This window comes from Pseudomonas inefficax (assembly GCF_900277125.1).
Taxonomy (GTDB): Bacteria; Pseudomonadota; Gammaproteobacteria; order Pseudomonadales; family Pseudomonadaceae; genus Aquipseudomonas; species Aquipseudomonas inefficax.
On record NZ_OPYN01000025.1, the window covers coordinates 1 to 24058 of the forward strand.

Genomic DNA, 24058 nt, shown 5'->3' on the forward strand with positions numbered 1-24058 from the left:
CAATACACCAGCCAGCGCTTCCAGTCCGAGCTGCTTGAGCATGGGATAACGCAGAGCATGAGCCGCAGGGGACAATGCTGGGACAACGCACCGACAGAGCGTTTCTTTGGGACGCTAAAGTCAGAATGGGTGCCGCCCAAGGGCTACAAGGAAGTTGAAGAGGCCAAGCAGGACATGACCAGCTTCTTCATGCGATACAACCGAATCAGGCTCCACAGCTACAACAACTACTTGTCGCCAATAGCTATGGAGCAGCAGGCGGCTTGATCACCGTAACTGGTGTCCGGAAATACTTGACCAGAACAGTTTACCCGCGAAGGGGCCATCAGTTGTACGAAGATTCTGAACTTGGGGGCCAAAAGCTTCAGGGTTTGGTGGCTTCAGAACTATCCTACGCGCGCCGCCGAAGTATCGCTGTTGTCGGGGAAATGGCTCACGGATACCGTTTTCGGGTCGCTCTGACGACCGGGTGTGAGAACCCGATTTTGAACGTATCGGCTGCGTAATGGCGACCGTGCGCGGGCAGACCTCGGTCTGGCCGAGCTTCCTATGTTCACTCGGTTTCTCACCTCGTGCACGGTTGCCGCCTTTGTTCCGTGAGAAAGAATGAACACGGCAACTCCTTTGAACTAGGGAGTTTGAAAATTGAAAACGATCGATACAGATCCTCGCAGCCCCAAGCCCATCACCACCGCAGGCGTTGAAACCTTCCTCGCAGCCGGTAACCCATCCCTCAATCTGCTACGCGTCGAGCCCGGTGTCCCGGTCGATGCTGCTTACGAGCATGTCTCGATTCTGATGGGCTACATCAAGCATCTGGTGCGCGAGGGGGATATGGAGGATGACCATAAATTCCTGGGCGCTGCCGATTATCTGTGCGACATGGCCAAGGCGCTGATGAACGATATCGAGATTGCCAAGAACAAGGCGCACTGAAGGCTCACGCGGTCAATGTAGGAGCGGCCTTGTGTCGCGATGGGCCGCAAGGCGGCCCCCATTTTCGATGCAGTTTCAGGAATCGCCGGGGCTGCGTTGCAGCCCTTTCGCGACACAAGGCCGCTCCTACAAAAGACCGTGTATGCAGCTCTAACTCCAACCACAAGAAATGTTTATGCACAAGTGGCATCGGCGACGTGCGCGAAAGGCATGCCGGACCGCTACACCGCCGGTCTTTGCGCAAACGCCTGTTTTTACTGGCCTTGACGCACAAGCCGGAATAAGCCAAACGCTTGAAATAGCGCTTGGATCCAACAGGTAATCACAAGCTTGTTCACAGAGTTATCCACAGGTTGTGCTGCGGCTAACGGTCGCGTTCGGCAAGGATTAGCAGGTTGCGCGGGGTGAGTGGGTAGTCGCAGAACAGGCCAAGGCGCACGTTGTAGCCTTGTTCTTCGAGGAACAGGGCGCGATCGAGTACCAACCACAGTTCCAGCGGCCGGCGGAACAGGTTGCGCACGCGCTCCAGGTTGCGGACTTCGGCCAGGCGCTGCCAGCCGGCGGCTTCCAGGGCTGCCCAGTCCGGGTTGCCTGTCAGCTGCAATTGCTTGAGTTCGGCCAGGTCGCGGCAGTATTGCTCGAAGGGCTTCTCCAGCCAGGCCACGGGTAGTGACGGTGTCGGCAGGTACTCGTCGGTCTGGCGCTGCTGACGCTGGAGCAGGTCGAAGCCCAGGCGCCGGGCCATTGAGGTGTCGCGCTGGCGCCGCACGCGGGCGCCGGCGGTAACGGTTTCGCTCAAGGGCAGGCCCAGGTCGTCCAGTGACAGCCGCAGGCAGGAGGCTTGGGCGGCTGTGGATAACGCCTGGTATTGCTGCGCCGCGATGCGGTTGTAGCAGCAGGGGGCCACGGCCAGTTGCCGGCAACCTTGCTGGCTGGCCAGTTGCATCAGGCGCACATGCAGGTCGCCACAGGCGTGCAGGGCGACCACGCTTTTGTCGCCAGCCAGGTGGCGGGCGCTGTCTTTGGCCATCACATCCTGATGCACATGCTGCGCCGGCAAGTGGTGGTGCGCGCTCAGGGCCTGGCCGGCAGCGACCAGTTCGGCGTCGTATTCCAGGCAGGTCAGGTGTTGGCCGGGTTGCAGCAGGCGGCGGCCCAGGTGGCCTTTGCCGGAGCACCAGTCTAGCCAATGATGGGGCTGTTCGCGAAAGGCCAGGTGGCTGGCGAAGGCTTCGATCTGTTGCCATTTGCGGCCGGGGACGGCTACGTCGAGGCGGTGGGAAGCGGGGGGCAGGTCGGTTGCCGGGAGGTTGCCGATGGCCGAAAGCTGTCGGGCTTGCTGGGCCAGTTGCGGAAATGGGGCGGGCAACGGGGCAGCGGGAGTGTCGGTTTCGGCGTCTGCTAGGGAGCATTGGCGCAGATGCGCGGCAAGCTCGGGGTGGGCGGTTTCCCAGGCCAGCTGCAGGCTGGTGAAGGGGCGGGGCTTCCACAGCTGTTGGTGCTCGATCAGGAACTGGTCGAGGTCCTGGAAGTGGGTGCTCAGGTGGGGGCTGTGGAGGTGGTTGGGCATGGCAAGGATGTGTGGTGGTTTTGAGGGCCTCTTCGCGGGCACGCCCGCTCCCACAGGTATAGCGTCACCTGTGGGAGCGGGCGTGCCCGCGAAGCAGTCAGTGAGGTTTCAGCGGCCTTGGCACGCATCCACGCGCAACCAGCGCTCCAGCAGCTTGAAGCCTTGTACCAGTACGAACGAGATCACCAGGTAGAACACCCCGGCGGCAAAGAAGATCTCCACCGGCAGGTAGGTGCGGGCAATGATGGTACGGGCCATGCCGGTCAGTTCCAGCAGGGTCACGGTACTGGCCAGGGCGCTGGCCTTGAGCATCAGGATCACTTCGTTGCTGTACGCCGGCAGGCCGATGCGCGCGGCGCGTGGCAGCATGATGTAGAACAGCGTCTTGCCCCGCGACATGCCAAGCGCCCGTGCCGCCTCGATCTCCCCCTTGGGGATCGACTGCAGCGCGCCGCGCAGAATTTCGGCGATGTAGGCAGCAGTGTGCAGGGTCATGGTCAGCACGGTGCACCAGAACGGGTCGCGCAGGTACGGCCACAGCGAACTCGAACGCACCGCGTCGAACTGCGCCAGGCCGTAGTAGACCAGGAACAGCTGCACCAGCAGCGGTGTGCCACGGAAGAAGAAGATGTAACTGAACGGCACCGCGCGCACGTACCAGTGGCGCGAGGAACGGGCGATGCCCAGCGGGATGGCCAGGATCAACCCGGCAACGACCGCGATGGCCACCAGCTCCAGGGTCAGGGTGGCACCCTGGGCCAGGCGTGGCAGCCATTTGATGATGACTTCCCAATTCATTATTCGGCCCTCGCAAAGCCGCGAGCGGCGCGTTTTTCCATGAAGTGCATGCCGGTCATGGCAATGACGGTCAGGCTCAGGTAGATGCAGGCCGCGACCATGTAGAAGGTGAACGGCTCTTTGGTCACGGTCACGCCGATTTGTGCGTGGCGCATGATTTCTTCCAGGCCGATCACCGACACCAGGGCGGTGTCCTTCATCAGGATCATGAACAGGTTGCCAAGGCCGGGCAGGGCGATGCGCCACATCTGCGGCAGGATGATCCGCGACAGGATGCGCCCCTTGGACAGGCCCAGCGCCAGGCCGGCTTCGCGGTGGCCCTTGGGGATTGCCAGGATGGCGCCACGGAACACTTCGGTGGCATAGGCGCCGAAGCACAGGCCCAGGGCAATCACACCCGCAGCGAAGGCGCTGAGTTCCAGGCCAGGCAGGTTCAGGGCTTCACCCAGGGCATTCATCAAGCCCACGGTGCCGAAATAGATAAGCAGTACCCAGAGCAGTTCGGGCACGCCGCGAACCAGGGTGGAATAGAAGCCACCAAGCCATTGCAGCGGCTTGATCGTGGAAGTCTTGGCCAGGGCGCCGAGCAGGCCCAGCACCAGGCCCAGCAGCAAGGCGCAAAGCGCCAGTTTTACGGTCATCAGGGTGCCGGCCATCATGGCCGGACCGAATCCGTGCAGGTCGATATTCATGGGCAGGTCATTCTAGGGACTGGCGCGCCGCAAGGGCGCGCCGGTCGGGGCGGATCATTCGATGCTGAACGGGAAGTACTTGTCGTTGATCTTCTTGTACGTGCCGTCGGCCTTGATCTCTGCCAGGGCCTTGTTCAGGTCGTCGCGCAGCTTGGTGTCACCCTTGCGCACGGCAATGCCGATCTTGTCGCTGTCCATCACCGGCTCGCCCTTGAACTCGAAGTTCGAACCGTCTTTGCTCTTCAGCCACTCGTACTGCACGTACTTGTCGGCCAGGATGCCGTCAATGCGGCCGGAAACCAGGTCGAGGTAGGCGTTTTCCTGGGTGTCGTACAGCTTGATCTCTACGTCGTCACCGTAGTTGTCTTCCAGCCAGGTGCCAGCCAGGGTGGCGCGCTGGGTGCCGATCACCTTGCCCTTGAGCGCGGCCTTGTCGGTCTTGAAGTCGACGTTTTTCGGCGCGATGAACTGCAGCTTGTTGGAGTAGTACGGCTCGGTGAAGTCCACGGCCTGCTTGCGCTCGTCGGTGATCGACAGCGACGACACCAGGAAGTCGAACTTCTTGGCGTTCAGGGCCGGGATGATGCCGTCCCAGTCGGAGGTGACGACCGAGCACTCGACTTTCATCTTGGCGCACAGGGCGTCGCCGATGTCTTTGTCGAAGCCGACCACGTTACCGCTGGCATCCTTGTTGTTGAACGGTGGGTAGGCGGCTTCGATACCCATGCGCAGTTTTTCTGCGGCCAGGGCGTTGGCCGACATCACCAGCGTGGCAGCAGCTGCCAGGAGGAACTTCTTGTAAGTGTGCATGTATTGCTCCGTTAGCGGTGGCTGGACATGAATTGCTTGCAACGCGCCGAGGTCGGGTTCTCGAAGACCTGCTGCGGCGATCCCTGCTCTTCTACCAGGCCCTGGTGCAGGAAGACGACTTCACTGGACACATGGCGGGCAAAGCTCATCTCGTGCGTCACCAGCAGCATGGTACGGCCTTCTTCGGCCAATGCGCGGATAACGTTTAGCACTTCCTGGACCATTTCCGGGTCGAGTGCCGAAGTTGGCTCGTCGAACAGGATGACCTTGGGCTTCATGGCCAGGGTACGGGCAATGGCGGCGCGCTGTTGCTGGCCACCGGAAAGCTGGGCGGGGTAGCTGTGGCGCTTGTCGTAGATGCCGACCTTGTTCAGCAGGGCTTCGGCGGCTTCGATGGCCTCGGCCTTGCTCTGGCCAAGCACGCGGCGTGGCGCCTCGATGATGTTGTCGAGGATCGACATGTGCGGCCACAGGTTGAAGTTCTGGAAGACGAAGCCGATCTCGCTGCGCAGGCGGTTGATCTGGCGGTTGTCGGCGGCGATCAGGTCGCCGTTCTTGGCTGCCTTGAGCTTGAGGGCTTCACCGGCGACCAGGATTTCGCCCTGGTGCGGGTTCTCGAGCAGGTTGATGCAGCGCAGCAGGGTGGACTTGCCGGAGCCGGACGACCCCAGGATGGAGATCACGTCACCGTCGCGTGCGGTCAGCGAAATGCCCTTGAGAATTTCCTGCTCGCCGTAGCGTTTGTGCAGATTGCGGATTTCCAGCGCGGGCGTGGCCTGAGCCATGTGCGGTCCTCATGTGTACGGGTGCGTTCCCAGCTGTTGGCGGCCTTCCTGGCGTGCGCCAAGCTAGCATAGCGGCATTATCACGGCCAACAGGGTTGCTGGGGACTCGGGGCGCTGGTGGGGCAGTTTGTCGCATCGCTGCAGCGCAACGTCGCGCGGATGTCCGCGCAGGTGTCGCCCAGCACCAGAGCCTTGATGAAAAAAGGCGCGATGGTGCCAGCTTTGGCCCGCTCATGGAAGCGGTTTTAGACCATTCGCGGGCACGCCCGCTCCCACTTGTTCTGTAAAAAGCCGAAATGGTTGCACCCTGCGTGTGGGAGCGGGCGCACCCGCGAACGGGGTCGGCCAAGGCGTCAGGTTGTACCTTAAGGTTGCACTTTAATGCATTGCGCTGGTGCACAGGTGTTACCGTGGAGCACCTTTGGTGCGTTTGTAAGTGGGTATTTCAGTAATCCGATGATTTGGTGGCCTTTCGGTCAGCCGCTGGCCGAAAGCCCTCCAAACCGCATGCTAAAAGGGCCGCCGACTTTTCTGACGAATGCATTCAGCACATGGCGCGCTTATTGCCAGTAGGAAACCGCCGATTGCAGCGACGCCCAGGTCAACCCCGGGCGCGCTCCGTAAACGCAGTCGGAGTGGTCCACTCCTTACAAAGGTAGTTTCAATGAGCGGTAACAATTCCAATGACCTCGCTCAGGGGCTCAAACAACGGCATGTGACCATGCTGTCCATCGCTGGCGTCATCGGTGCCGGCCTGTTCGTTGGCTCCGGCCACGCCATCGCTGCTGCCGGCCCAGCCGTGCTGCTGGCTTACGCTGCCGCCGGTACGCTGGTCGTGCTGGTCATGCGCATGTTGGGTGAAATGGCGGTCGCCTCGCCTGACACCGGTTCGTTCTCTACATATGCCGACCGCGCCATCGGGCGCTGGGCCGGTTTCACCATTGGCTGGCTGTACTGGTGGTTCTGGGTGCTGGTGATTCCGCTGGAGGCCAACGCCGCCGCGGCCATCCTGCATGCCTGGTTCCCTGCGGTAGACCTGTGGGCGTTCTCGCTGGTCATCACCCTGGCGCTGACCTTGACCAACCTGTGCAGCGTGAAGAACTACGGCGAGTTCGAGTTCTGGTTCGCCCTTCTCAAGGTGCTGGCAATCATTGGCTTCATTGCTGTGGGTTGTGCGGCCATGTTCGGCTTTGTGCCGAGCAGCCAGGTGAGCGGTGCCAGCCACCTGTTCGACACCCAGGGCTTCATGCCTAACGGCCTGGGTGCGGTGCTGGCAGCCATGCTGACCACCATGTTCTCGTTCATGGGTACCGAAATCGTCACCATCGCCGCTGCCGAGTCGAAAGACCCGGGCAAGCAGATCAGCCGCGCCACCAACTCGGTAATCTGGCGTATCTGCCTGTTCTACCTGGTGTCGATCTTCCTGGTCGTGGCGTTGGTACCGTGGAACGACCCGGCGCTGGCCGAGACCGGTTCCTACCAGACTGTGCTGAGCCGCATTGGCGTGCCGAATGCCAAGCTGATCGTCGACATCGTCGTGCTGATCGCCGTGACCAGCTGCCTGAACTCGGCGCTGTACACCTCGTCGCGCATGCTGTTCTCGCTGAGCAAGCGTGGTGACGCCCCGGCCATTGCCCAGCGCACCACCAAGTCGGCTACCCCGCATGTGGCGGTTCTGCTGTCCACTGCAGCGGCGTTCCTCTGTGTGTTCGCCAACTTCGTGGCCCCGGCCCAGGTGTTCGAGTTCCTGCTGGCAAGCTCCGGTGCCATTGCCCTGCTGGTTTACCTGGTGATTGCCGTGTCGCAGCTGCGCATGCGTGCCCAGCGCGAGGCCCGTGGCGAGAAGATCACCTTCAAGATGTGGCTGTTCCCGGGCCTGACCTGGGCGACCATTGCCTTCATCGTTGCCATCCTGGTGGTAATGGCGCTGCGTGAGGACCACCGCGCCGAAATCATCGCGACCGCACTGCTGAGCATTGGTGTGGTGGCGGCTGGCTTGCTGGTACACCGCAAGCGCGAAGCTGCCGGGCGGGTGGCGCTGGATAACTGATCCGCGCTGGCTGAAATGAAAAGGCCGCGTCCTATGCAGGACGCGGCCTTTTTTGTTGTCTGTTCCGGCCCTTTCGCGGGTGAACCCGCTCCCACAGGTTCATCACAGGCCTTGATGCCAGTGGGAATCCTTGTGGGAGCGGGTTTACCCGCGAAAAGGCCGGCACAGTTCACGCAGCCATATCAGCCGAACTGCTTCTGCTGTTGCTGCTGCTTGGCCACCGCCTCCGAAGCCGCCACATAGGCTGCCTGGAACTCATCGCTTTCCAGCCAGGCCATGGTGGCTTCTTCATCAGCCCCATCCAGCCATTTACGGTAGGCGTTGAACACCAGCACGATGTAATCGGTGGCGTGTTCTTCCTTGTGCCCCTTGAGCACCAGGGCCAGCAGCGGGTCCACCAGGAACACAGAAATCATCGGTACCAGGCCGCCTTCCTGGGCTTCCTTCATTTTCTTGAACAGCGGGTCGTAGCTACCCGACTCCATGGCCTTGTTGTACACCTGCTCGACGCTGGCGCTGTCACCGGCGCTGGCCTTGACCGCCTGGCCGCTGCGCACCATGCGGTTCTGCTTGGCCTTGCTGGCGGCGCGCTTGGCGCGTTTCTGTTGCTTGGTAGGGGTGGCCATGGGAATCCTTGAGTGTGTCGGAAAAGTGCGCGTATTGAAGCGCAGTTGCCCGGGAAACCCAAGTGTTGCGCAAAGCGGGCCGCTGCGCGCCCCAATCGCCGGCAAGCCAGCTCCCACAAGTACAGCGCCAGGCTCAAGGCCGGTGCAAATCCTGTGGGAGCAACTGTCTTACTCAATTTCTGAAGCTGGCGCGATCCCTGTGGGAGCTGGCTTGCCGGCGATGGGCTGCAAAGCAGCCCCGGCGATTCAGCTGGCGAGCGGAGTAGGCTCATCCTCCTCAAACCCCCGCGATGCCCGCCCCACCAGCTGTGCATCCGGCGCATGCGCCACGCTGTGGTCCTTGCCCGGGTAATCCAGCGAATGCAGGAAGTGCCGGATGCAGTTGATTCGCGCACGCTTCTTGTCATCGGACTTGATCACCGTCCACGGCGCATCAGCCGTGTCGGTATGGAAGAACATTGCCTCCTTGGCGGCGGTGTAGTCGTCCCACTTGTCCAGAGACTTGATGTCGATGGGTGACAGCTTCCAGTGCTTGAGCGGGTCGTCCCGGCGCGAGATGAAGCGGCGCAGCTGCTCTTCGCGGTTCACCGAAAACCAGTACTTGAACAACAGGATGCCGCTGTTGCACAGCATGCGCTCAAGGTCTGGCGCCTGGCGCATGAACTCCAGGTATTGCAGCGGCGTGCAGAAGTCCATCACCTTCTCGACCCCGGCGCGGTTGTACCAGGAGCGGTCGAAGAACACCATTTCGCCCGCCGTGGGCAGATGCTGGATGTAGCGCTGGAAGTACCACTGACCTTTTTCCTGCTCGGAAGGCTTTTCCAGGGCGACGATGCGCGCGCCACGCGGGTTCAGGTGTTCCATGAAGCGCTTGATGGTGCCGCCCTTGCCCGCAGCATCGCGCCCTTCGAACAGGATCACCACGCGCTGGCCGGTTTCCTTCACCCAGCTCTGCACCTTCAGCAGCTCGATCTGCAGCGCGTGCTTGGCCTTCTCGTAGTCCTGACGGCGCAGGCGGGTACGGTAGGGGTAGCTGCCTGGCAGGCGAGCCGAGGTGCTGTCTTCGTTGCTGCCCTTGGGGGCGGTGGCAACTTCCAGGGCTGCGGGTTGCTGGCTGATGCTGGTAATCGTCGGCTCCGGCTTGCGCTGGCGTGGGCGGCGCGTGCGGGCTGTGGTGATGGCGGGCTCGCTGGGGGCGGGGAGCAGGAGGGGGGATTCTTCGCTCATGGAGGTCCTTGCTGGTCGATTCGGATGTCCGTCTTCGAGTATGAAGGTGAGCGCTTGGTGGCTATTTGATGCTGGTCAAAGCAAAAATGACAGACAACAAAAAACCCGCACTAGGCGGGTTTCTTGTTGTCGCTTCGGGTAACTTTGCAACCACCAGAAGCTTGAAGGTGGTGCCCAGAGACGGAGTCGAACCGCCGACACGAGGATTTTCAATCCTCTGCTCTACCGACTGAGCTATCTGGGCGACGAGGTGAATTAAATAGACTTTCAGACCGCTCGTCAACGACTTTTTGAAAAAATTTTAAATTAATTCCGTCGCTTACGTTCCGTGGGGTCATTCCGAGGGTGGAACGTAGCCTTCCGCCTGGGCGTATTCTTCGCCGGCGAAAAACTTGTCCATCTCGCCCTGGAGGAACTTGCGGTCCTCGGCGTTCATCATGTTCAGGCGCTTTTCGTTGATCAGCATGGTCTGGTGCTTCTGCCAGTCGGCCCAGGCTTTCTGCGAGATGTGTTCGAAGATGTCCTGGCCTTTGGCGCCGGGGTAGGGCGGGCGCTCCAGGCCTGGCAGTTCTTCTTTGTACTTGCGGCACATCACGGTGCGGGTCATCGGGCGTCTCCTGCAGTCAGTTCGTCGGCCGCGCGTTTGAGCAGCTTTTTCACCGGGGCGGCGAGGCCCAGGCGCGGCGGGGTGGCGAGGTTATACCAGAGCCAGTCGGCCTCGGCCACGTGCTGGCCGACCGGGTCGACGCGCACCAGCCAGGGCTCGATCGCCAGCTGGAAGTGGCTGAAGGTATGGGTCAGGCCGTCCATGGCGCGGCTGCCAGCCAGGCGCAGGCCGTGCTGGTAGGCCAGGTCGTCGAGCTGGGCGATGTCGTCCAGCTCCGGCAGGCTCCACAAGCCACCCCAAAGCCCGCTGGACGGGCGGCGGTAAAGCAGGATGGCGCCTTCGTGGTTGGCCAGCAGTGGCATCAGGGTGCGGCGTTGCGGCAGTGCCTTGCGCGGCTTCGGCTCTGGGTAACGGGTTTCTTCACCGTGCAGGTGCGCTTCGCAGCCGCGCTGCAGCGGGCAGATCAGGCAACTGGGTTTGCTGCGGGTGCACAGCGTGGCGCCCATGTCCATCATTGCCTGGGTGTAGTGGTTGGCCCGCTGTTGCGGGGTAAAACGTTCGGCTGTGGCCCACAGTTGGTTGGCTACCTTGGGCTCACCGGGGTAGCCGGCCTGGGCGGTGTAGCGGGCCAGTACGCGCTTGACGTTGCCGTCGAGGATCGGTGCGCGGATGCCCATGCTGATGCTGGCAATGGCGCCGGCAGTCGAGCGGCCGATGCCGGGCAGCTCGGTGAGCTGCTCGACACTGCGCGGGAATTCGCCGCCATGCTGTTCGACCACGATCTTCGCGGCCTTTTGCAGGTTGCGTGCCCGGGTGTAGTAGCCCAGGCCCGTCCACAGGTGCAGCACTTCGTCCTCCGGCGCTTCGGCCAGGGCTTGCACGGTCGGCAGGGCCTGCATGAAGCGGTCGAAGTAGTTGAGCACGGTGCTGACCTGGGTCTGCTGCAACATGATTTCCGACACCCACACCCGGTACGGGTTGATGCCCTGTTGCCAGGGCAGGTCGTGCCGGCCGTGTTCGTCATACCAATCCAGCACTGCGCTGGAGAACTGCTCGGGGCTCATCGCTTGAACAGCCCCTTGAGCGCGTCTTTCAATTCCGGGCTCACTTTGTCTCCGAGTTTTTCATCGATCTTGTCTTGCAGGCGGTTGCCGGCCAGTTTGGCAGCTACCTTGCCCAGGCCGTCCTGGTCCAGGCGGCAGGCCTTGGCGCCCAGCTCCAGCGGGCCGCGGCAGCGCAGCGGTATTTCGACACCGACATAGCGTTCGTTGACCTGGCAGGCCGGGTCCGGCATGGCGCGCTGGTCGCCTTCGACGACCACGCCAACGTTGTAGTCCATGCCCAGTACACGCAAGTCGAGGTCACCATGGCCATTGGCGGTCAGGCCCGGAATGCGCGCCTTGAGGTCCGGGTTGCTGGCGACGCCATTACGCACCACCAGGCTGCCGCGCAGTTCCTGGAACGGGGTGTCCTTGCCGCGTGGCTCGCCGGTGAGCGATTTGCGGTTCAGCGTGGCGATGGCCTTGCACAGCTGCTGTTCCAGGTTGGCATTGACCAGCACGCCGTCGTTGATGACGAAGTTGGCGTTGCCGTTCAGGGTATCGACCAGGGCCTTCTGGCTGTTGCCGGTGGCGGTCAGGTCGCTGGTCAGCGTTAGCAGGCCTTTGACTGGTGGCGTCTGTTCCTTGCCCTCGGTCTTGATGAAGTGCTCCACCGGCACCCGCTGGATGTTGGTGTTGACGCCCAGTTGCGGCACGGCAGGGCGCACGTCGACGGTGCCCTTGGCCTCGAAGGTGCCGTTGTACAGTTCACCGCGCAGGGTTTGCAAGGTCAGCAGGCCGCCCTGGCCGATGGCCTTGAGCTGGGCGTCTTCGATCGGCAGTTTGTCCAGGGTCAGCGAGCCGAAGGCCAGGTCGGCCTGCAAGTCGAGGGCGCGCAGGCGGTCGACCGGCAGCAGCTTGTCGTCGCTCCAGGCGACCTGGGTCGGGGCGTTGGGAAGCGGCGTGGTACCAGGGCCGGCGACCGCGCTAGCTTCCTGTTGCTTGACCTCGGCCTGACGCGCGGCGGTGGCGCCCTTGGCTTCTTCACTCTTGGCCGGCAGGTAGCGGTCGGCGTTGAAGGTGTCGCCCTTGAGCTGCAGGCGCAGGGCCTGTTTGGCGAAGTCCTCGATGGCCACGCGGCCACTGAAGGTGCTGTCGTCCAGCTTCACCGCCAGGTCTTCCAGGGCCAGACTGTTCGGCGTGCCCTGCAGGCGGGTGACCAGTTCCAGCTTGGCGAAGGCCGCCGGGTCGTTGGTGGTCGGCAGCGGGCGGCCGATGCTGTCGAGGAAGGTGCGCAGGTCGAACTGGGCGATGGACAGGCCGCCGCTCAGCTGTGGCGCCTTGTCCAGGTCACGCAGGTTCAGTTCGCCCAGGGCGCGCAGCTGGTTGGCCGAGACTTTCAGACCGTTCCACGAGGCGACATTGGCGGCCAGGTCGACCAGCAACTGGCCTTGGGCGGCGAAGGTCACGGTCTTGCCGCCGGTGGGCTCACCCGAGGTTTCGCCCGACAGGCGCATGTCTTCGAAGTTGTAGCGCTTGAGCTTGCGATCGAAGCGCAGTTCGCCGGCCAGTTCGGTGCGAGCCTTGATGTTCGGCTGGCTGGCACTGAGGAAGGCGCTGGCCTTGAGCGGGATGTTCGCCCCTTCGTGGACCGGGCCGGTGCTCAGCTGGATGCTTTCGGCACTGTAGCTCTGGCCGGTCTTGGCATCGGTGTACTGCACGCGGGCGTTGTTGACGGTCAGGCTGTCGATGTCCAGCTTGACGGCGCGCTCGTTGCTGGCGACCGGTGCCGACGCCTGTTCGGCCGGCGCCTGGGCTGGGGCACCGGCCTGCGTATCGGCGCTGGCGCCGTTCTGCGCGGGCAGCGGCTTGCCGATGTCTTCCCAGTTGCCATGGCCGTGTTCGTCACGAGCCAGGGTCAGGTTCAGGCCCTCCACGCGCACGTCGCTCATCTGCACTTCGCGGCGCAGCAGTGGCAGCACACGTACCGACAGGCCGAGCATCTGCAGGTCGGCGAATGGCTCCTTGGGTTTGTTCAAGGTGGCGATGCTCGCCTCGTGCAGCTCAAGGCCCAGCCACGGGAACAGGCTCCAGCCAATGTCACCGTTGAGGGTCAGCTCGACGTGAGCCTTGTCACGTGCCAGCTGGCGAATCTCGTCTTTATAGTCGTTGGGATCGAAGAGGTGGGTCAGGGCGAAGCCCAGCGCCACGATGATCAGCAGCAACCCGAGAAGCCCAAGTCCCAGGATTTTGCCGAACGCTTTCATGGGCGAGTCCTTGTAGTCCGTTTTTGAAATTCAGGCGGCAGAGTATAGCGCCGCAGTGATTGCCCCTGCGTATTCGACTAGAGATACGGGGCATTTCCTACGTGTACAGCAGATGGTACGGCTTTCGACAGTATTTTTGCTGTACGCGATCAGCTGTGGGAGCGGCCTTGTGTCGCGAAAGGGTCGCGCAGCGGCCCCACGTTCCCAGCTTCGCCGCAGATATTGCCGGGGCCGCTGTGCGGCCCTTTCGCGACACAAGGCCGCTCCCACAGCGGCAGCGCAGGACTTCAGAAAGAGGACCGTTTCAGCCGAGCAAAAATTAACGATATCAGATTGCTTTCACGCCACTTGATGCTGCTACCCTTGCGCCGCTTTGCCTGCACCCCCCCTATAAGAAGGATCTGATCCATGAGCAGTACTGTCGCGGCAGGGACCTTGGCCAATGCGCCAGGCTTCCTGTCGAAGGAGCGCATCATCGCCCGCCCGGGCTTCAACCGCTGGCTGGTCCCGCCAGCCGCCCTGGCCATCCACCTGTGCATCGGCATGGCCTATGGCTTCTCTGTGTTCTGGCTGCCCCTGTCGCAAGCCCTCGGCATCACCGCCCCGGTCGCCTGCGCAGCGGACATGGGCTTCATGGCCCGTATGTTCAGCGCCGAATGCGATTGGCCGATTTCCATGCTGAGCTGGATCTACACGCTGTTCTTCGTCTTCCTCGGTTGCTCGGCAGCCGTGCTGGGTGGTTGGCTGGAGCACGCCGGACCGCGCAAGGCCGGCTTGGTGTCGGCGTTGTGCTGGTGCGGCGGCATGCTTATTTCAGCCATTGGCGTGAAAACCCATCAGCTGTGGCTGATGTGGCTGGGTTCTGGCGCAATCGGCGGTATCGGCCTGGGCCTGGGCTACATTTCGCCGGTTTCGACCCTGATCAAATGGTTCCCGGACAAGCGCGGCATGGCCACCGGCATGGCGATCATGGGCTTCGGTGGCGGGGCCATGGTCGGTGCACCGCTGGCCACCGCGCTGATGGGCCATTTCGGCAATGCGCAGGAAGTGGGCGTGTGGCAGAGCTTCGTCGTCATGGCGGCGATCTACTTCGTGTTCATGACCGCCGGTGCCCTGGCGTATCGCGTACCGCCAACCGGCTGGAAGCCCGAAGGCTGGAGCGCCCCGATAAAGAAAGCTGGCAACACCATGGTCACCGACCGCCACGTGCACGTCAGCGTGGCCTGGAAGACCCCGCAGTTCGCCTTGATCTGGCTGGTGCTGTGCCTGAACGTGTCGGCGGGTATCGGCATCCTCGGCATGGCTTCGCCGTTGTTGCAGGAAGTGTTCGCCGGCAAGCTGCTGGGCAACGGGTTGAGCTTCAGCGAGCTGAACAGCACCCAGCTGGCGCAGATCGCCGCGATCGCCGCCGGCTTCACCGGCCTGCTGAGCCTGTTCAATATCGGCGGGCGGTTCTTCTGGGCGTCGTTCTCGGACTACATTGGCCGCAAGAACACCTATTTCGCTTTCTTTGCCCTGGGCGTGGGCTTGTACAGCCTGGTGCCGAACATGGGGCACCTGGGTAACGTGGCGCTGTTCGTGGCGGCGTTCTGCATCATCCTGTCGATGTACGGTGGTGGCTTTGCCACGGTACCGGCCTACCTGGCCGACCTGTTCGGCACGCAGATGGTCGGCGCCATTCATGGCCGCCTGCTGACCGCCTGGGCGGCGGCGGGGGTGCTGGGGCCGGTGCTTATCACCTACCTGCGCGAGTACCAGTTGGCGGCCGGGGTTGAGCGTGCGGCTGCCTATGACATGACCCTGTACATCCTCGCCGGCCTGCTGGTGCTGGGCTTTGTCTGCAACATGCTGGTGCGACCGGTGGCCGACAAGCATTTCATGAGCGATGCCGAACTGGCTGCCGAACGGGCGTTGAGCCATGACAAGGGCGCCGACGGGGCACGCTCGCTGGAGTGGAAGGCGGCACCGGGCAGCCTGCCGCTGGTGCTGCTGGCCTGGGCGGTGGTAGTTGTGCCGTTGGCCTGGGGCGTTTGGATTACCCTGCAGAAGACGGCTGTGCTGTTCCATTGATTGGGGGCGCTTTGCGCCCCATCGCGACACAAGGCCGCTCCTACATTGGTCCCCGTTTCATCTTCGAGCGCGGTCCCCTGTAGGAGCGGCCTTGTGTCGCGATGGGCTGCAAAGCAGCCCCATACCCTGCCGAGCCACCTGGTTGTATAGACCGGTAACGGCATCCAGTCCCCGTAATTACGTGCTTTGCCATATGTCATCCGCGTTTCAAGCGGGCGCGTTCTAGGCCTATAATGAAGCCCTTTTCGCCTAATGATTTTGCGGAGCTGGTGATGGTCGAACGTAAGGCTTCCGTCGAGCGCAATACCCTGGAAACCCAGGTCAAGTGCTCGATCAACCTCGATGGCAGTGGCAAGGCCCGATTCGATATCGGTGTGCCTTTCCTTGAACACATGCTGGACCAGATCGCCCGCCATGGGCTGATCGATCTGGATATCGAGTGCAAGGGTGACACGCATATCGACGATCACCATACCGTCGAAGACGTCGGCATCACCCTGGGCATGGCATTCGCCCAGGCCATCGGTGACAAGAAGGGCATCTTCCGCTACGGCCACGCCTACGTGCCGCTGGACGAAGCGCTGTCGCGCGTGGTCATCGACTTCTCCGGTCGCCCGGGCCTGCAGATGCACGTGCCGTACACCCGTGCCAGCGTCGGCGGTTTCGATGTCGACCTGTTCCAGGAGTTCTTCCAGGGCTTCGTCAACCATGCCCTGGTGACTCTGCACATCGACAACCTGCGTGGCCACAACACCCACCACCAGATCGAAACCGTGTTCAAGGCTTTCGGCCGCGCCCTGCGCATGGCCATCACCCTCGACGAGCGCATGGCCGGGCAGATGCCTTCCACCAAAGGGTGCCTGTAAATGCAGACGGTAGCCGTAATCGACTATGGCATGGGTAACCTGCACTCTGTGGCCAAGGCACTGGAGCATGTAGGGGCCGGCAAGGTGCTGGTCACCAGCGATGCCACGGTCATCCGCGAAGCCGACCGCGTGGTATTCCCAGGGGTGGGCGCGATTCGCGACTGCATGGCAGAAATCCGCCGCCTGGGCTTCGACAGCCTGGTGCGCGAAGTCAGCCAGGACCGCCCGTTCCTCGGCATTTGCGTGGGCATGCAGGCACTGCTCGACCACAGCGAAGAAAACGACGGTGTCGACTGCATCGGCCTGTTCCCGGGCCAGGTGCGCTTCTTCGGCAAAGACCTGCAGGAAGACGGCGAGCACCTGAAGGTGCCGCACATGGGCTGGAACGAAGTCGGCCAGACCAACGACCACCCGCTGTGGCACGACATCCCCGACCGCGCGCGGTTCTACTTCGTGCACAGTTATTACATCAATGCCGGCAAGCCAGCCCAGGTGGTCGGCCGCGGCCATTACGGTGTCGATTTCGCCGCTGCACTGGCCGATGGCTCGCGCTTTGCCGTGCAGTTCCACCCGGAGAAGAGCCATACCCATGGCCTGCAGCTGCTGCAGAACTTCGTCGCCTGGGACGGGCGCTGGTAAATGAGCAGGTCGAAGACCAAGGCCCCGGTAATCACCCTGGCCCCCGAGCAGGAGCGCGAAGCGCTGCACACGCTCAAGCGCTTCCTCGAAGACCGTTTCGAGCTGGAGCTGGGGTCGTTCGAAGTGGCCGAGGTCCTCGAGCTGTTCAGCAAAGAAATTGCACCCCATTACTACAACAGGGCGATTGCCGATGTTCAGCTGCACCTCAAGGAGCGGTTCGAGAGCATCGAAAGCGATCTGTGGGCGCTCGAAAAGCCCTGAAACCCCAAGAACAGACAGGTTCCCAAGATGCTGATTATCCCCGCTATCGATCTGAAGGACGGTGCCTGCGTGCGCCTGCGCCAAGGCCGCATGGAAGACTCCACGGTATTTTCCGACGACCCGGTGAGCATGGCCGCCAAGTGGGTCGAGGGTGGCTGCCGCCGCCTGCACCTGGTCGACCTCAACGGCGCCTTCGAAGGCCAGCCGGTCAACGGTGAAGTGGTCACCGCCATTGCCAAGCGCTACCCGACCCTGCCGATCCAGATCGGCGGTGGCATCCGCTCGCTGGAAACCATCGAGCACTACGTCAAGGCTGGTGTCAGCTACGTGATCATCGGTACCAAGGCGGTCAAGCAGCCGGAGTTCGTCGCCGAAGCGTGCAAGGCCTTCCCGGGCAAGGTCATCGTTGGCCTGGACGCCAAGGACGGCTTCGTCGCCACCGACGGCTGGGCTGAAGTGAGCTCGGTGCAGGTCATCGACCTGGCCAAGCGTTTCGAGGCCGATGGCGTCTCGGCGATCGTCTACACCGACATCGCCAAGGACGGCATGATGCAGGGCTGCAACGTGCCGTTCACCAAGGCGCTGGCAGAGGCCACCTCGATCCCGGTGATCGCCTCGGGCGGCATCCACAACCTGGGTGACATCAAGGCCCTGCTGGACGCCAAGGCACCGGGCATCATCGGCGCCATCACCGGCCGTGCCATCTACGAAGGCACCCTCGATGTCGCCGAGGCCCAGGCCTTCTGCGACAACTACCAAGGCTGAGGACTGAACCATGGCACTGGCCAAGCGCATCATCCCTTGCCTGGACGTGGACAACGGCCGGGTGGTCAAGGGCGTCAAGTTCGAGAACATCCGTGATGCCGGCGACCCGGTGGAAATCGCCCGTCGCTACGACGAGCAAGGTGCCGACGAAATCACCTTCCTCGACATCACTGCCAGCGTCGACGGCCGCGACACCACCCTGCACACCGTCGAGCGCATGGCCAGCCAGGTGTTCATCCCGCTGACCGTGGGCGGTGGCGTGCGCACCGTGCAGGACATCCGCAACCTGCTCAATGCCGGTGCCGACAAGGTCTCGATCAATACGGCCGCGGTGTTCAACCCGGAGTTTGTCGGCGAGGCCGCGGACCGTTTCGGTTCGCAGTGCATCGTTGTCGCCATCGACGCCAAGAAGGTATCCGGCCCGGGTGAGCAGCCGCGTTGGGAGATATTCACCCACGGCGGGCGCAAGCCGACCGGGCTGGATGCCGTTGAATGGGCGAAGAAGATGGAAGGCCTGGGGGCCGGCGAGATTCTGCTGACCAGCATGGACCAGGACGGCATGAAGAACGGCTTCGACCTGGGCGTTACCCGCGCGATCAGTGATGCGCTGGGTATTCCGGTGATTGCCTCGGGCGGGGTGGGTAACCTGCAGCACCTGGCTGACGGCATTCTGGAAGGGCATGCCAGTGCGGTGCTGGCGGCCAGTATCTTCCACTTTGGTGAGTACACGGTGCCTGAAGCCAAGGCTTACATGGCTTCGCGCGGGATCGTCGTTCGCTGATCGATTGTTGGGAGGGCTTTGCCCTCCATTCGCAGCACAAGGCTGCTCCTACAAGGTTACGCGATCCTTTGTAGGAGCGGCCTTGTGTCGCGAATGGGCCGCAACGCGGCCCCAATTGCATCAGCCGTGGTTCTTGCCCAGCAGCGCGTGATACAGCTCGCTGTCGCCAAGAATCCCCACCACCTTGTCATTCTCCTGCAGCACCAGTTTGTTCCCAGTCTGGTAGCGAATCTGTAGCGCATCACGCATGCCGATATCCGCATGCACCAGAGTCGGCTTGCGCCCCAGCCCTTCCACCGACTGCCCCGGTGCCCAGTTCTGCATCTCCAGCCCGTTCTGCCCTTGGCGCGCACGCTTGATCGAGTTGCCTTCGCCCAGGTCCAGCCACGAATCGCCACCCGGGTCCAGGCATACCGAGCCGTTAACCCGTTTGCAGTTGTCCAGGCTACGCATCAGGCTGCGCCCGCACAGCACGTTCAGCGGGTTGGTATGGGCGACGAAGGTACGCACATATTCGTCGGCCGGGTTGAGCACGATCTCTTCCGGCTTGCTGTACTGGATGATCCGCCCGTCCTTCATGATCGCGATGCGGCTACCCAGCTTCAGTGCCTCGTCCAGGTCATGGCTGACAAACACGATGGTCTTGCTCAGCTTGGCCTGCAGGCCCAGCAACTCGTCCTGCAAGCCCTGGCGGATCAGCGGGTCCAGTGCCGAGAACGGTTCGTCCATCAGCAGGATGTCGGCATCCATCGCCAGCGCCCGGGCCAGGCCCACGCGCTGCTGCATGCCGCCAGACAGTTCGTCCGGCTTCTTGTTGCGCCACTGGGTCAGGCCCACCAGCTCGAGCTTCTCGTCGACCAGCTTGCGCCGTTCCTTCTCGGGGCGGCCCTGCATTTCCAGGCCAAAGCTGATGTTCTCGCGCACCGTCAGCCAGGGCATCAGGGCGAATTTCTGGAACACCATGGCAATGCGCTTGGTGCGCATCATCTTCAGTTCGGCGGGGGTACAGTGGGCAATGTCGATGTGCTTGCCTTCGTGCTCGACGAACAGCTTGCCGCGGCTGACGGTGTTGAGGCCGTTGATGCAGCGCAGCAAACTCGACTTGCCCGAACCGGACAGGCCCATCAGCACGCAGATCTCGCCCTTCTGGATATCCAGGTTGGCCTTCTCGACGCCCACAACCAGGCCGGTCTGCTTGAGGATCTGCTCGCGGGTCTGGCCTTGGTCGAGCAGGGCCAGCGCTTCGCGCGGCTTGTTGGAGAAGATGACGTCGACGTCTTCGAAACGAATGATGCTCATGCTTCACCCCTTACCGGCAGTTCCGGTTGCTTGCAGATACGGTCGAGCATGATCGCCAGCAGCACGATCGCCAGGCCCGCTTCGAAGCCCAGGGAAATATCGGCGGTGTTCAGTGCGTTGACCACAGGTTTGCCCAGGCCGTCAGCACCGACCAGGGCGGCAATCACTACCATCGACAGCGACAGCATGATGCACTGGGTAACGCCGGCGGCGATGCTCGGCATCGCGTGCGGCAGTTCGATACGGGTGAGCAGCTGGCGCCGCGAGCAGCCAAAGGCCTTGCCGGCGTCCATAAGCTCCTGCGGGACGTCGCAGATGCCCAGATAGGTGAGGCGGATCGGCGCGGCGATGGCGAACACCACCGTCGAGATCAGCCCCGGCACCACACCCAGGCCGAACAGGGTCAGGGTGGGGATCAGGTAGACGAATGTAGGTACCGTCTGCATCAGGTCGAGTACCGGGCGCATGGCGGTATAGAACATCGGTTTGTGCGCGGCGACGATGCCCAGTGGCACGCCGATGGCCACGCAAACCACCGTGGCGAAGGTGACCTGCGCCAGGGTTTCCATGGTTTCCTGCCAGTAACCCAGGTTGAGGATCAGCAGGAACGACAGGGCGACGAATGCGGTCAGCGCCCACTTGCGCTGGATGAAATGCGCCAGGGCGGCGAACAGAGCGATGAGCACGAACGGATTGAAGAAGGTCAGGGCACTGGTGACGCCATGGATCATGAACTCCAGGCCCTGCGCGATGGCGTCGAAGTAGTTCGCGCCGTTCTGGGTCAGCCACTCGACGAACGACGCGATGTACTCACCCAGGGGTATTTTCTGATCGATAAGCATGATAGCGAGCTTCCACCTGCATAGATTGAAATCAACCCGGGGCAGGCACGGCCTGCCCCGAGGTAGCGCTATGGCGTATTGCGTTATTGCGTCAGCTTGGCCTTGGCCGCCTCCAGGCCTGGTTTGCCATCAACGGTGGTGACACCGGCCAGCCAGGCATCCAGCTTGCCAGGGTTGTCCTTGAGCCACTTCTTGGCAGCCGCCTCGGGTTTCATCTTGTCGTCCAGGACATAGCCCATCATGGTGCTTTCATCCTTGAGCTCGAACGACAGGTTCTTCAACAGCTGGCCAACGTTGCTGCATTCCTGCACATAGCCCTTGCGGGTGTTGGTCAATACGGTCGCCTTGCCGAAGTCGGGGCCGAAGAACTCGTCCCCGCCGGTCAGGTACTGCATCTTGAAGCGGGTGTTCATCGGGTGCGGTTCCCAGCCGAGGAACACCAGCGCCTCGCCGCGTTTCTGCGCGCGGTCGACCTGCGACAGCATGCCGGCCTCGCTGGACTGGACGATCTTGAAGCCGGCGTCCTTCAGGCCGAAGGCGTTCTTGTCGATCATGCTCTGGATGGTGCGGTTGCCATCGTTGCCGGGCTCGATGCCGTAGATCTTGCCGCCCAGTTCCTGCTTGAACTTGGGAATGTCGCTGAAGTCCTTCAGGCCCTTGTCATACAGCGCCTGGGGCACAGCCAAGGTGTACTTGGCGTTTTCCAGGTTGGCGCGCACGGTTTCCACAGTACCTGCGTCGCGGTACTGCTTGATGTCGTTCTCCATGGTCGGCATCCAGTTGCCGAGAAACACGTCCAGGTCCTTGCCGGTGGCCAGCGACTTGTAGGTCACCGGTACCGAGATCATGGTGGTGTGGGTCTTGTAACCCAGTGCTTCGAGCACAACGCTGGTGGTCGCGGTGGTGACCGTGATGTCGGTCCAGCCGACATCCGAGAACCGTACCGTCTGGCATTGCTCGGGTTCGGCGGCCTGGGCCAGCAAAGGCGCGGACAGCATCGCAACCAGCAACAGCGAGGGTGAACCTTTCATGGATGGACTCCTGTGATTTTGTCTTCGGGTTCGCGTGGGTCGCCGGGCTTTCTCAGGGTCCGGTCGACCAGGCCTGCAGAGGGCAGGATGCGTGGCCGTGCTTTACGAGTCGCTTTCGATAATCCTCCAGCGCCGGGCAATCGCCTACTGGTGGGGTCGTAACCAGTACGGAACGGGTCGTATCCAGTATGGGCGATGTCGCTTATGGGTTTTTCCACCCCCTCAGCCGCATTTTTACGTCACCAGGCCGCCGGAAAGCGGCCTGGTGAGGGCTACTCCCCGGTAGAAAACAGCGCGGCGCTGCTGGACAAAAGTACGTCGGTTGCAGACGGCGAGGGGTGCGGTAAAAGCCCGATGATGCGTGCATTCAAGGCGGCCCGCTGCTTCAGCCTAGCAGCTGCCCCGCCCTGCGCATGGCGCGCAGAGACAAGCCCAGCAAGAGGTGATTCGACAATGGCCATCAGCGTGTTCGACCTGTTCAAGATCGGTGTCGGGCCCTCCAGCTCCCACACCGTCGGCCCCATGCGTGCTGGCGCCCTGTTCGTCCAGGGCCTGCGCGAGCGTGGTGAGCTGGAACGTGTGAAGCGGATCGAAGTGCGCCTGTATGGCTCGCTGTCGGCCACGGGTGTGGGGCATGGCACCGACAATGCCACCATCATGGGCCTGATGGGCGAATGGCCGGACGCCATCGACCCGACCCAGATTGCGCTGCGTATCGCCGACCTGCGCGAAACCAATACCCTGCAGCTGGACAACCGCCTGCCCATCGAGTTCGTCTGGGCCCGCGACATGCTGCTGCTGGACGAGAACCTGCCGTACCACCCCAACGCCATGACCTTGATTGCCGAAGGCGAGCAGGGCGAGCTGCACCGCGACACTTATTACTCGGTGGGTGGCGGCTTTGTGGTCGATGCCGCGCAAGCTGCCAGCGGCGTGCTGGATGCCGACCAGACGGTGCTGCCGTACGACTTCAATAGCGCAGCCGAACTGCTGCGCCTGTGCAAGCAAAACGACCTCAGCGTGTCGCAATTGATGATGGCCAACGAGAAGGTCTGGCGCAGCGAAGAAGAGATCCGCGCCGGCCTGCACAAGCTCTGGGAAGCCATGCAGGAATGCGTCAATAACGGCCTGAAATACGAAGGCACGCTGCCCGGCGGGCTGAACGTACGCCGCCGGGCCGCCAAGCTGCACCGCAGCCTGCAGGAAATCGGCAAGCCCAACGTGATCGGCTCGACCATGAGCGCCATGGAGTGGGTCAACCTGTTCGCCCTGGCGGTCAACGAAGAAAACGCCGCCGGCGGGCGCATGGTTACCGCGCCGACCAACGGCGCGGCGGGCATCATCCCGGCGGTGTTGCACTACTACATGCGTTTCAGTGATGCAGTGGACGAGTCCAGCGTGGTCGATTTCTTCCTCGCTGCTGCCGCGGTGGGCATCCTGTGCAAGAAGAACGCGTCGATCTCCGGTGCCGAAGTGGGTTGCCAGGGGGAAGTCGGTTCGGCTTGCGCCATGGCCGCGGCGGGCCTCGCTGAGGTGCTGGGCGCGACCCCACCGCAGGTGGAGAACGCTGCCGAGATCGCCCTGGAGCACAACCTGGGCCTGACCTGCGACCCGGTCGGCGGGTTGGTTCAGGTGCCGTGCATCGAGCGCAACGCGATTGCCGCGGTCAAGGCCATCAACGCGGTGCAGATGGCCCTGCGTGGTGACGGCGAACACTTCATTTCTCTCGACCAGGTGATCCGCACCATGCGCGATACCGGGGCCGACATGCACGACAAGTACAAAGAGACCTCGCGCGGTGGTCTGGCGGTCAGCGCGATCGAGTGCTGACCGTTTGGTCTGACCTCAAGGGCCTCTTCGCGGGTAAACCCGCTCCCACAGGAACTGTGCAATCCCTGTGGGAGCGGGCATGCCCGCGAAGAGGCCCTTGAGTTTGACGCCGGTGCAGTACAGCCCCCAATGCCCCCTTATGGTGCAGCGCGACGCATACCGATCGTCGGGTGTCGTTATCAGTGTGGGCGTTGTCGGTGACACTCAAGAGTGTCGTTTCTGGGCATCCTACACTGCGCATGTCACCAAATTGCTCAGCCGTTACA

23 protein-coding genes and 1 tRNA gene are annotated in these 24058 nt (G+C 62.5%); 10 read left to right on the plus strand and 14 right to left on the minus strand.

Annotated elements, in window-relative coordinates; genetic code table 11:
* Both JV551A3_RS02640 and JV551A3_RS02645 read left to right on the plus strand, forming a co-directional pair.
* Nucleotides 1-267: integrase core domain-containing protein (locus JV551A3_RS02640; RefSeq protein ID WP_137010652.1), on the plus strand; the 267-nt coding region annotated here is incomplete at its 5' end.
* Nucleotides 268-645: 378 nt separating this feature from the next.
* Nucleotides 646-936: a DUF3077 domain-containing protein gene (locus JV551A3_RS02645; protein WP_003257466.1), complete on the plus strand. Its 291-nt coding sequence runs from the start codon at nucleotides 646-648 to the stop codon at nucleotides 934-936.
* Between the two features lie 364 nt (nucleotides 937-1300).
* Here JV551A3_RS02645 and JV551A3_RS02650 read toward each other — a convergent pair whose 3' ends face one another.
* From JV551A3_RS02650 to JV551A3_RS02670, 5 genes are all read right to left on the minus strand, one after another.
* On the minus strand, nucleotides 1301-2506 hold the full coding sequence (locus JV551A3_RS02650; RefSeq protein ID WP_133978308.1) for a methyltransferase: 1206 nt from the start codon (nucleotides 2504-2506) through the stop codon (nucleotides 1301-1303).
* A gap of 108 nt (nucleotides 2507-2614) precedes the next feature.
* Nucleotides 2615-3304, minus strand: coding sequence for an ABC transporter permease (locus JV551A3_RS02655; protein WP_015268628.1), 690 nt, complete (start codon nucleotides 3302-3304; stop codon nucleotides 2615-2617).
* Complete coding sequence (locus tag JV551A3_RS02660) at nucleotides 3304-3996, minus strand: ABC transporter permease (RefSeq protein WP_112251370.1); 693 nt, start codon at nucleotides 3994-3996, stop codon at nucleotides 3304-3306. Before JV551A3_RS02660 ends, JV551A3_RS02655 begins: the two co-directional genes overlap by 1 nt.
* Before the next feature lie 54 nt (nucleotides 3997-4050).
* Nucleotides 4051-4806 (minus strand): ABC transporter substrate-binding protein, encoded by a 756-nt coding sequence (locus tag JV551A3_RS02665; protein ID WP_133969965.1) that lies wholly within the window; start codon nucleotides 4804-4806, stop codon nucleotides 4051-4053.
* Nucleotides 4807-4817: 11 nt separating this feature from the next.
* The gene (locus JV551A3_RS02670) at nucleotides 4818-5591 is read right to left on the minus strand and encodes an ABC transporter ATP-binding protein (protein ID WP_003255746.1); all 774 of its coding nucleotides are present in this window, start codon (nucleotides 5589-5591) and stop codon (nucleotides 4818-4820) included.
* 664 nt (nucleotides 5592-6255) lie between these two features.
* Here JV551A3_RS02670 and gabP point away from each other — a divergent pair.
* Nucleotides 6256-7641, plus strand: coding sequence for a GABA permease (gene gabP, locus JV551A3_RS02675; RefSeq protein WP_112251372.1), 1386 nt, complete (start codon nucleotides 6256-6258; stop codon nucleotides 7639-7641).
* A gap of 182 nt (nucleotides 7642-7823) precedes the next feature.
* Here the strand turns inward: gabP and JV551A3_RS02685 are convergent, their stop codons facing one another.
* The 6 genes from JV551A3_RS02685 to JV551A3_RS02710 all read right to left on the minus strand — a co-directional run bounded on the left by JV551A3_RS02685 (nucleotide 7824) and on the right by JV551A3_RS02710 (nucleotide 13408).
* A complete protein-coding gene (locus tag JV551A3_RS02685) occupies nucleotides 7824-8267 on the minus strand; it encodes a hypothetical protein (RefSeq protein ID WP_112251374.1) in 444 nt (147 codons plus the stop codon).
* 246 nt (nucleotides 8268-8513) lie between these two features.
* Nucleotides 8514-9494: a polyphosphate kinase 2 gene (gene ppk2 / locus JV551A3_RS02690; RefSeq protein ID WP_133969966.1), complete on the minus strand. Its 981-nt coding sequence runs from the start codon at nucleotides 9492-9494 to the stop codon at nucleotides 8514-8516.
* A gap of 168 nt (nucleotides 9495-9662) precedes the next feature.
* Nucleotides 9663-9738: transfer RNA gene (locus JV551A3_RS02695), tRNA-Phe, on the minus strand.
* Nucleotides 9739-9828: 90 nt separating this feature from the next.
* Entirely contained in the window at nucleotides 9829-10101 is a 273-nt protein-coding gene (locus JV551A3_RS02700) for an oxidative damage protection protein (RefSeq protein WP_003257478.1), read from the minus strand.
* On the minus strand, nucleotides 10098-11165 hold the full coding sequence (gene mutY / locus JV551A3_RS02705) for an A/G-specific adenine glycosylase (RefSeq protein WP_133969967.1): 1068 nt from the start codon (nucleotides 11163-11165) through the stop codon (nucleotides 10098-10100). Before mutY ends, JV551A3_RS02700 begins: the two co-directional genes overlap by 4 nt.
* Complete coding sequence (locus JV551A3_RS02710; RefSeq protein ID WP_133969968.1) at nucleotides 11162-13408, minus strand: AsmA family protein; 2247 nt, start codon at nucleotides 13406-13408, stop codon at nucleotides 11162-11164. The genes mutY and JV551A3_RS02710 overlap by 4 nt, the downstream gene beginning before the upstream one ends.
* Before the next feature lie 408 nt (nucleotides 13409-13816).
* On the opposite strand from JV551A3_RS02710, the gene JV551A3_RS02715 reads away from it, so the two are divergent.
* From JV551A3_RS02715 to hisF, 6 genes are all read left to right on the plus strand, one after another.
* Nucleotides 13817-15478: an OFA family MFS transporter gene (locus tag JV551A3_RS02715; RefSeq protein ID WP_133969969.1), complete on the plus strand. Its 1662-nt coding sequence runs from the start codon at nucleotides 13817-13819 to the stop codon at nucleotides 15476-15478.
* A gap of 272 nt (nucleotides 15479-15750) precedes the next feature.
* A complete protein-coding gene (gene hisB, locus JV551A3_RS02720) occupies nucleotides 15751-16344 on the plus strand; it encodes an imidazoleglycerol-phosphate dehydratase HisB (protein WP_003255736.1) in 594 nt (197 codons plus the stop codon).
* Nucleotides 16345-16983: an imidazole glycerol phosphate synthase subunit HisH gene (gene hisH, locus JV551A3_RS02725; RefSeq protein WP_013970493.1), complete on the plus strand. Its 639-nt coding sequence runs from the start codon at nucleotides 16345-16347 to the stop codon at nucleotides 16981-16983. It begins immediately after the preceding gene.
* Nucleotides 16984-17244 (plus strand): DUF2164 domain-containing protein, encoded by a 261-nt coding sequence (locus JV551A3_RS02730; RefSeq protein ID WP_046614499.1) that lies wholly within the window; start codon nucleotides 16984-16986, stop codon nucleotides 17242-17244.
* Between the two features lie 27 nt (nucleotides 17245-17271).
* Entirely contained in the window at nucleotides 17272-18009 is a 738-nt protein-coding gene (hisA, locus tag JV551A3_RS02735) for a 1-(5-phosphoribosyl)-5-[(5-phosphoribosylamino)methylideneamino]imidazole-4-carboxamide isomerase (RefSeq protein ID WP_003257484.1), read from the plus strand.
* A 10-nt stretch (nucleotides 18010-18019) separates the two neighbouring features.
* Nucleotides 18020-18790, plus strand: a complete 771-nt coding sequence (gene hisF / locus JV551A3_RS02740; protein WP_025337372.1) for an imidazole glycerol phosphate synthase subunit HisF — start codon at nucleotides 18020-18022, stop codon at nucleotides 18788-18790.
* A 120-nt stretch (nucleotides 18791-18910) separates the two neighbouring features.
* On the opposite strand, the gene choV is transcribed toward hisF, so the two are convergent.
* The 3 genes from choV to JV551A3_RS02755 form a co-directional block, all read right to left on the minus strand.
* The gene (gene choV / locus JV551A3_RS02745; protein ID WP_112251390.1) at nucleotides 18911-20089 is read right to left on the minus strand and encodes a choline ABC transporter ATP-binding protein; all 1179 of its coding nucleotides are present in this window, start codon (nucleotides 20087-20089) and stop codon (nucleotides 18911-18913) included.
* Nucleotides 20086-20934: a choline ABC transporter permease subunit gene (choW, locus tag JV551A3_RS02750; RefSeq protein ID WP_177421243.1), complete on the minus strand. Its 849-nt coding sequence runs from the start codon at nucleotides 20932-20934 to the stop codon at nucleotides 20086-20088. The genes choV and choW overlap by 4 nt, the downstream gene beginning before the upstream one ends.
* Nucleotides 20935-21014: 80 nt before the next feature.
* The gene (locus tag JV551A3_RS02755; RefSeq protein WP_133969971.1) at nucleotides 21015-21962 is read right to left on the minus strand and encodes a choline ABC transporter substrate-binding protein; all 948 of its coding nucleotides are present in this window, start codon (nucleotides 21960-21962) and stop codon (nucleotides 21015-21017) included.
* Between the two features lie 453 nt (nucleotides 21963-22415).
* Between JV551A3_RS02755 and JV551A3_RS02760 the strand changes: the two genes are divergently transcribed.
* Nucleotides 22416-23792, plus strand: coding sequence for an L-serine ammonia-lyase (locus JV551A3_RS02760; protein WP_133969972.1), 1377 nt, complete (start codon nucleotides 22416-22418; stop codon nucleotides 23790-23792).
* Nucleotides 23793-24058: the final 266 nt, after the last annotated feature.

Coding starts and splice junctions, on each gene's coding strand:
- JV551A3_RS02650 (WP_133978308.1), bottom strand. CDS start 2,506: ATGCCCAACCACCTCCACAGCCCCCACCTGAGCACCCACTTCCAGGAC.
- JV551A3_RS02655 (WP_015268628.1), bottom strand. CDS start 3,304: ATGAATTGGGAAGTCATCATCAAATGGCTGCCACGCCTGGCCCAGGGT.
- JV551A3_RS02660 (WP_112251370.1), bottom strand. CDS start 3,996: ATGAATATCGACCTGCACGGATTCGGTCCGGCCATGATGGCCGGCACC.
- JV551A3_RS02665 (WP_133969965.1), bottom strand. CDS start 4,806: ATGCACACTTACAAGAAGTTCCTCCTGGCAGCTGCTGCCACGCTGGTG.
- JV551A3_RS02670 (WP_003255746.1), bottom strand. CDS start 5,591: ATGGCTCAGGCCACGCCCGCGCTGGAAATCCGCAATCTGCACAAACGC.
- gabP (WP_112251372.1), top strand. CDS start 6,256: ATGAGCGGTAACAATTCCAATGACCTCGCTCAGGGGCTCAAACAACGG.
- JV551A3_RS02685 (WP_112251374.1), bottom strand. CDS start 8,267: ATGGCCACCCCTACCAAGCAACAGAAACGCGCCAAGCGCGCCGCCAGC.
- ppk2 (WP_133969966.1), bottom strand. CDS start 9,494: ATGAGCGAAGAATCCCCCCTCCTGCTCCCCGCCCCCAGCGAGCCCGCC.
- JV551A3_RS02700 (WP_003257478.1), bottom strand. CDS start 10,101: ATGACCCGCACCGTGATGTGCCGCAAGTACAAAGAAGAACTGCCAGGC.
- mutY (WP_133969967.1), bottom strand. CDS start 11,165: ATGAGCCCCGAGCAGTTCTCCAGCGCAGTGCTGGATTGGTATGACGAA.
- JV551A3_RS02710 (WP_133969968.1), bottom strand. CDS start 13,408: ATGAAAGCGTTCGGCAAAATCCTGGGACTTGGGCTTCTCGGGTTGCTG.
- JV551A3_RS02715 (WP_133969969.1), top strand. CDS start 13,817: ATGAGCAGTACTGTCGCGGCAGGGACCTTGGCCAATGCGCCAGGCTTC.
- hisB (WP_003255736.1), top strand. CDS start 15,751: ATGGTCGAACGTAAGGCTTCCGTCGAGCGCAATACCCTGGAAACCCAG.
- hisH (WP_013970493.1), top strand. CDS start 16,345: ATGCAGACGGTAGCCGTAATCGACTATGGCATGGGTAACCTGCACTCT.
- JV551A3_RS02730 (WP_046614499.1), top strand. CDS start 16,984: ATGAGCAGGTCGAAGACCAAGGCCCCGGTAATCACCCTGGCCCCCGAG.
- hisA (WP_003257484.1), top strand. CDS start 17,272: ATGCTGATTATCCCCGCTATCGATCTGAAGGACGGTGCCTGCGTGCGC.
- hisF (WP_025337372.1), top strand. CDS start 18,020: ATGGCACTGGCCAAGCGCATCATCCCTTGCCTGGACGTGGACAACGGC.
- choV (WP_112251390.1), bottom strand. CDS start 20,089: ATGAGCATCATTCGTTTCGAAGACGTCGACGTCATCTTCTCCAACAAG.
- JV551A3_RS02755 (WP_133969971.1), bottom strand. CDS start 21,962: ATGAAAGGTTCACCCTCGCTGTTGCTGGTTGCGATGCTGTCCGCGCCT.
- JV551A3_RS02760 (WP_133969972.1), top strand. CDS start 22,416: ATGGCCATCAGCGTGTTCGACCTGTTCAAGATCGGTGTCGGGCCCTCC.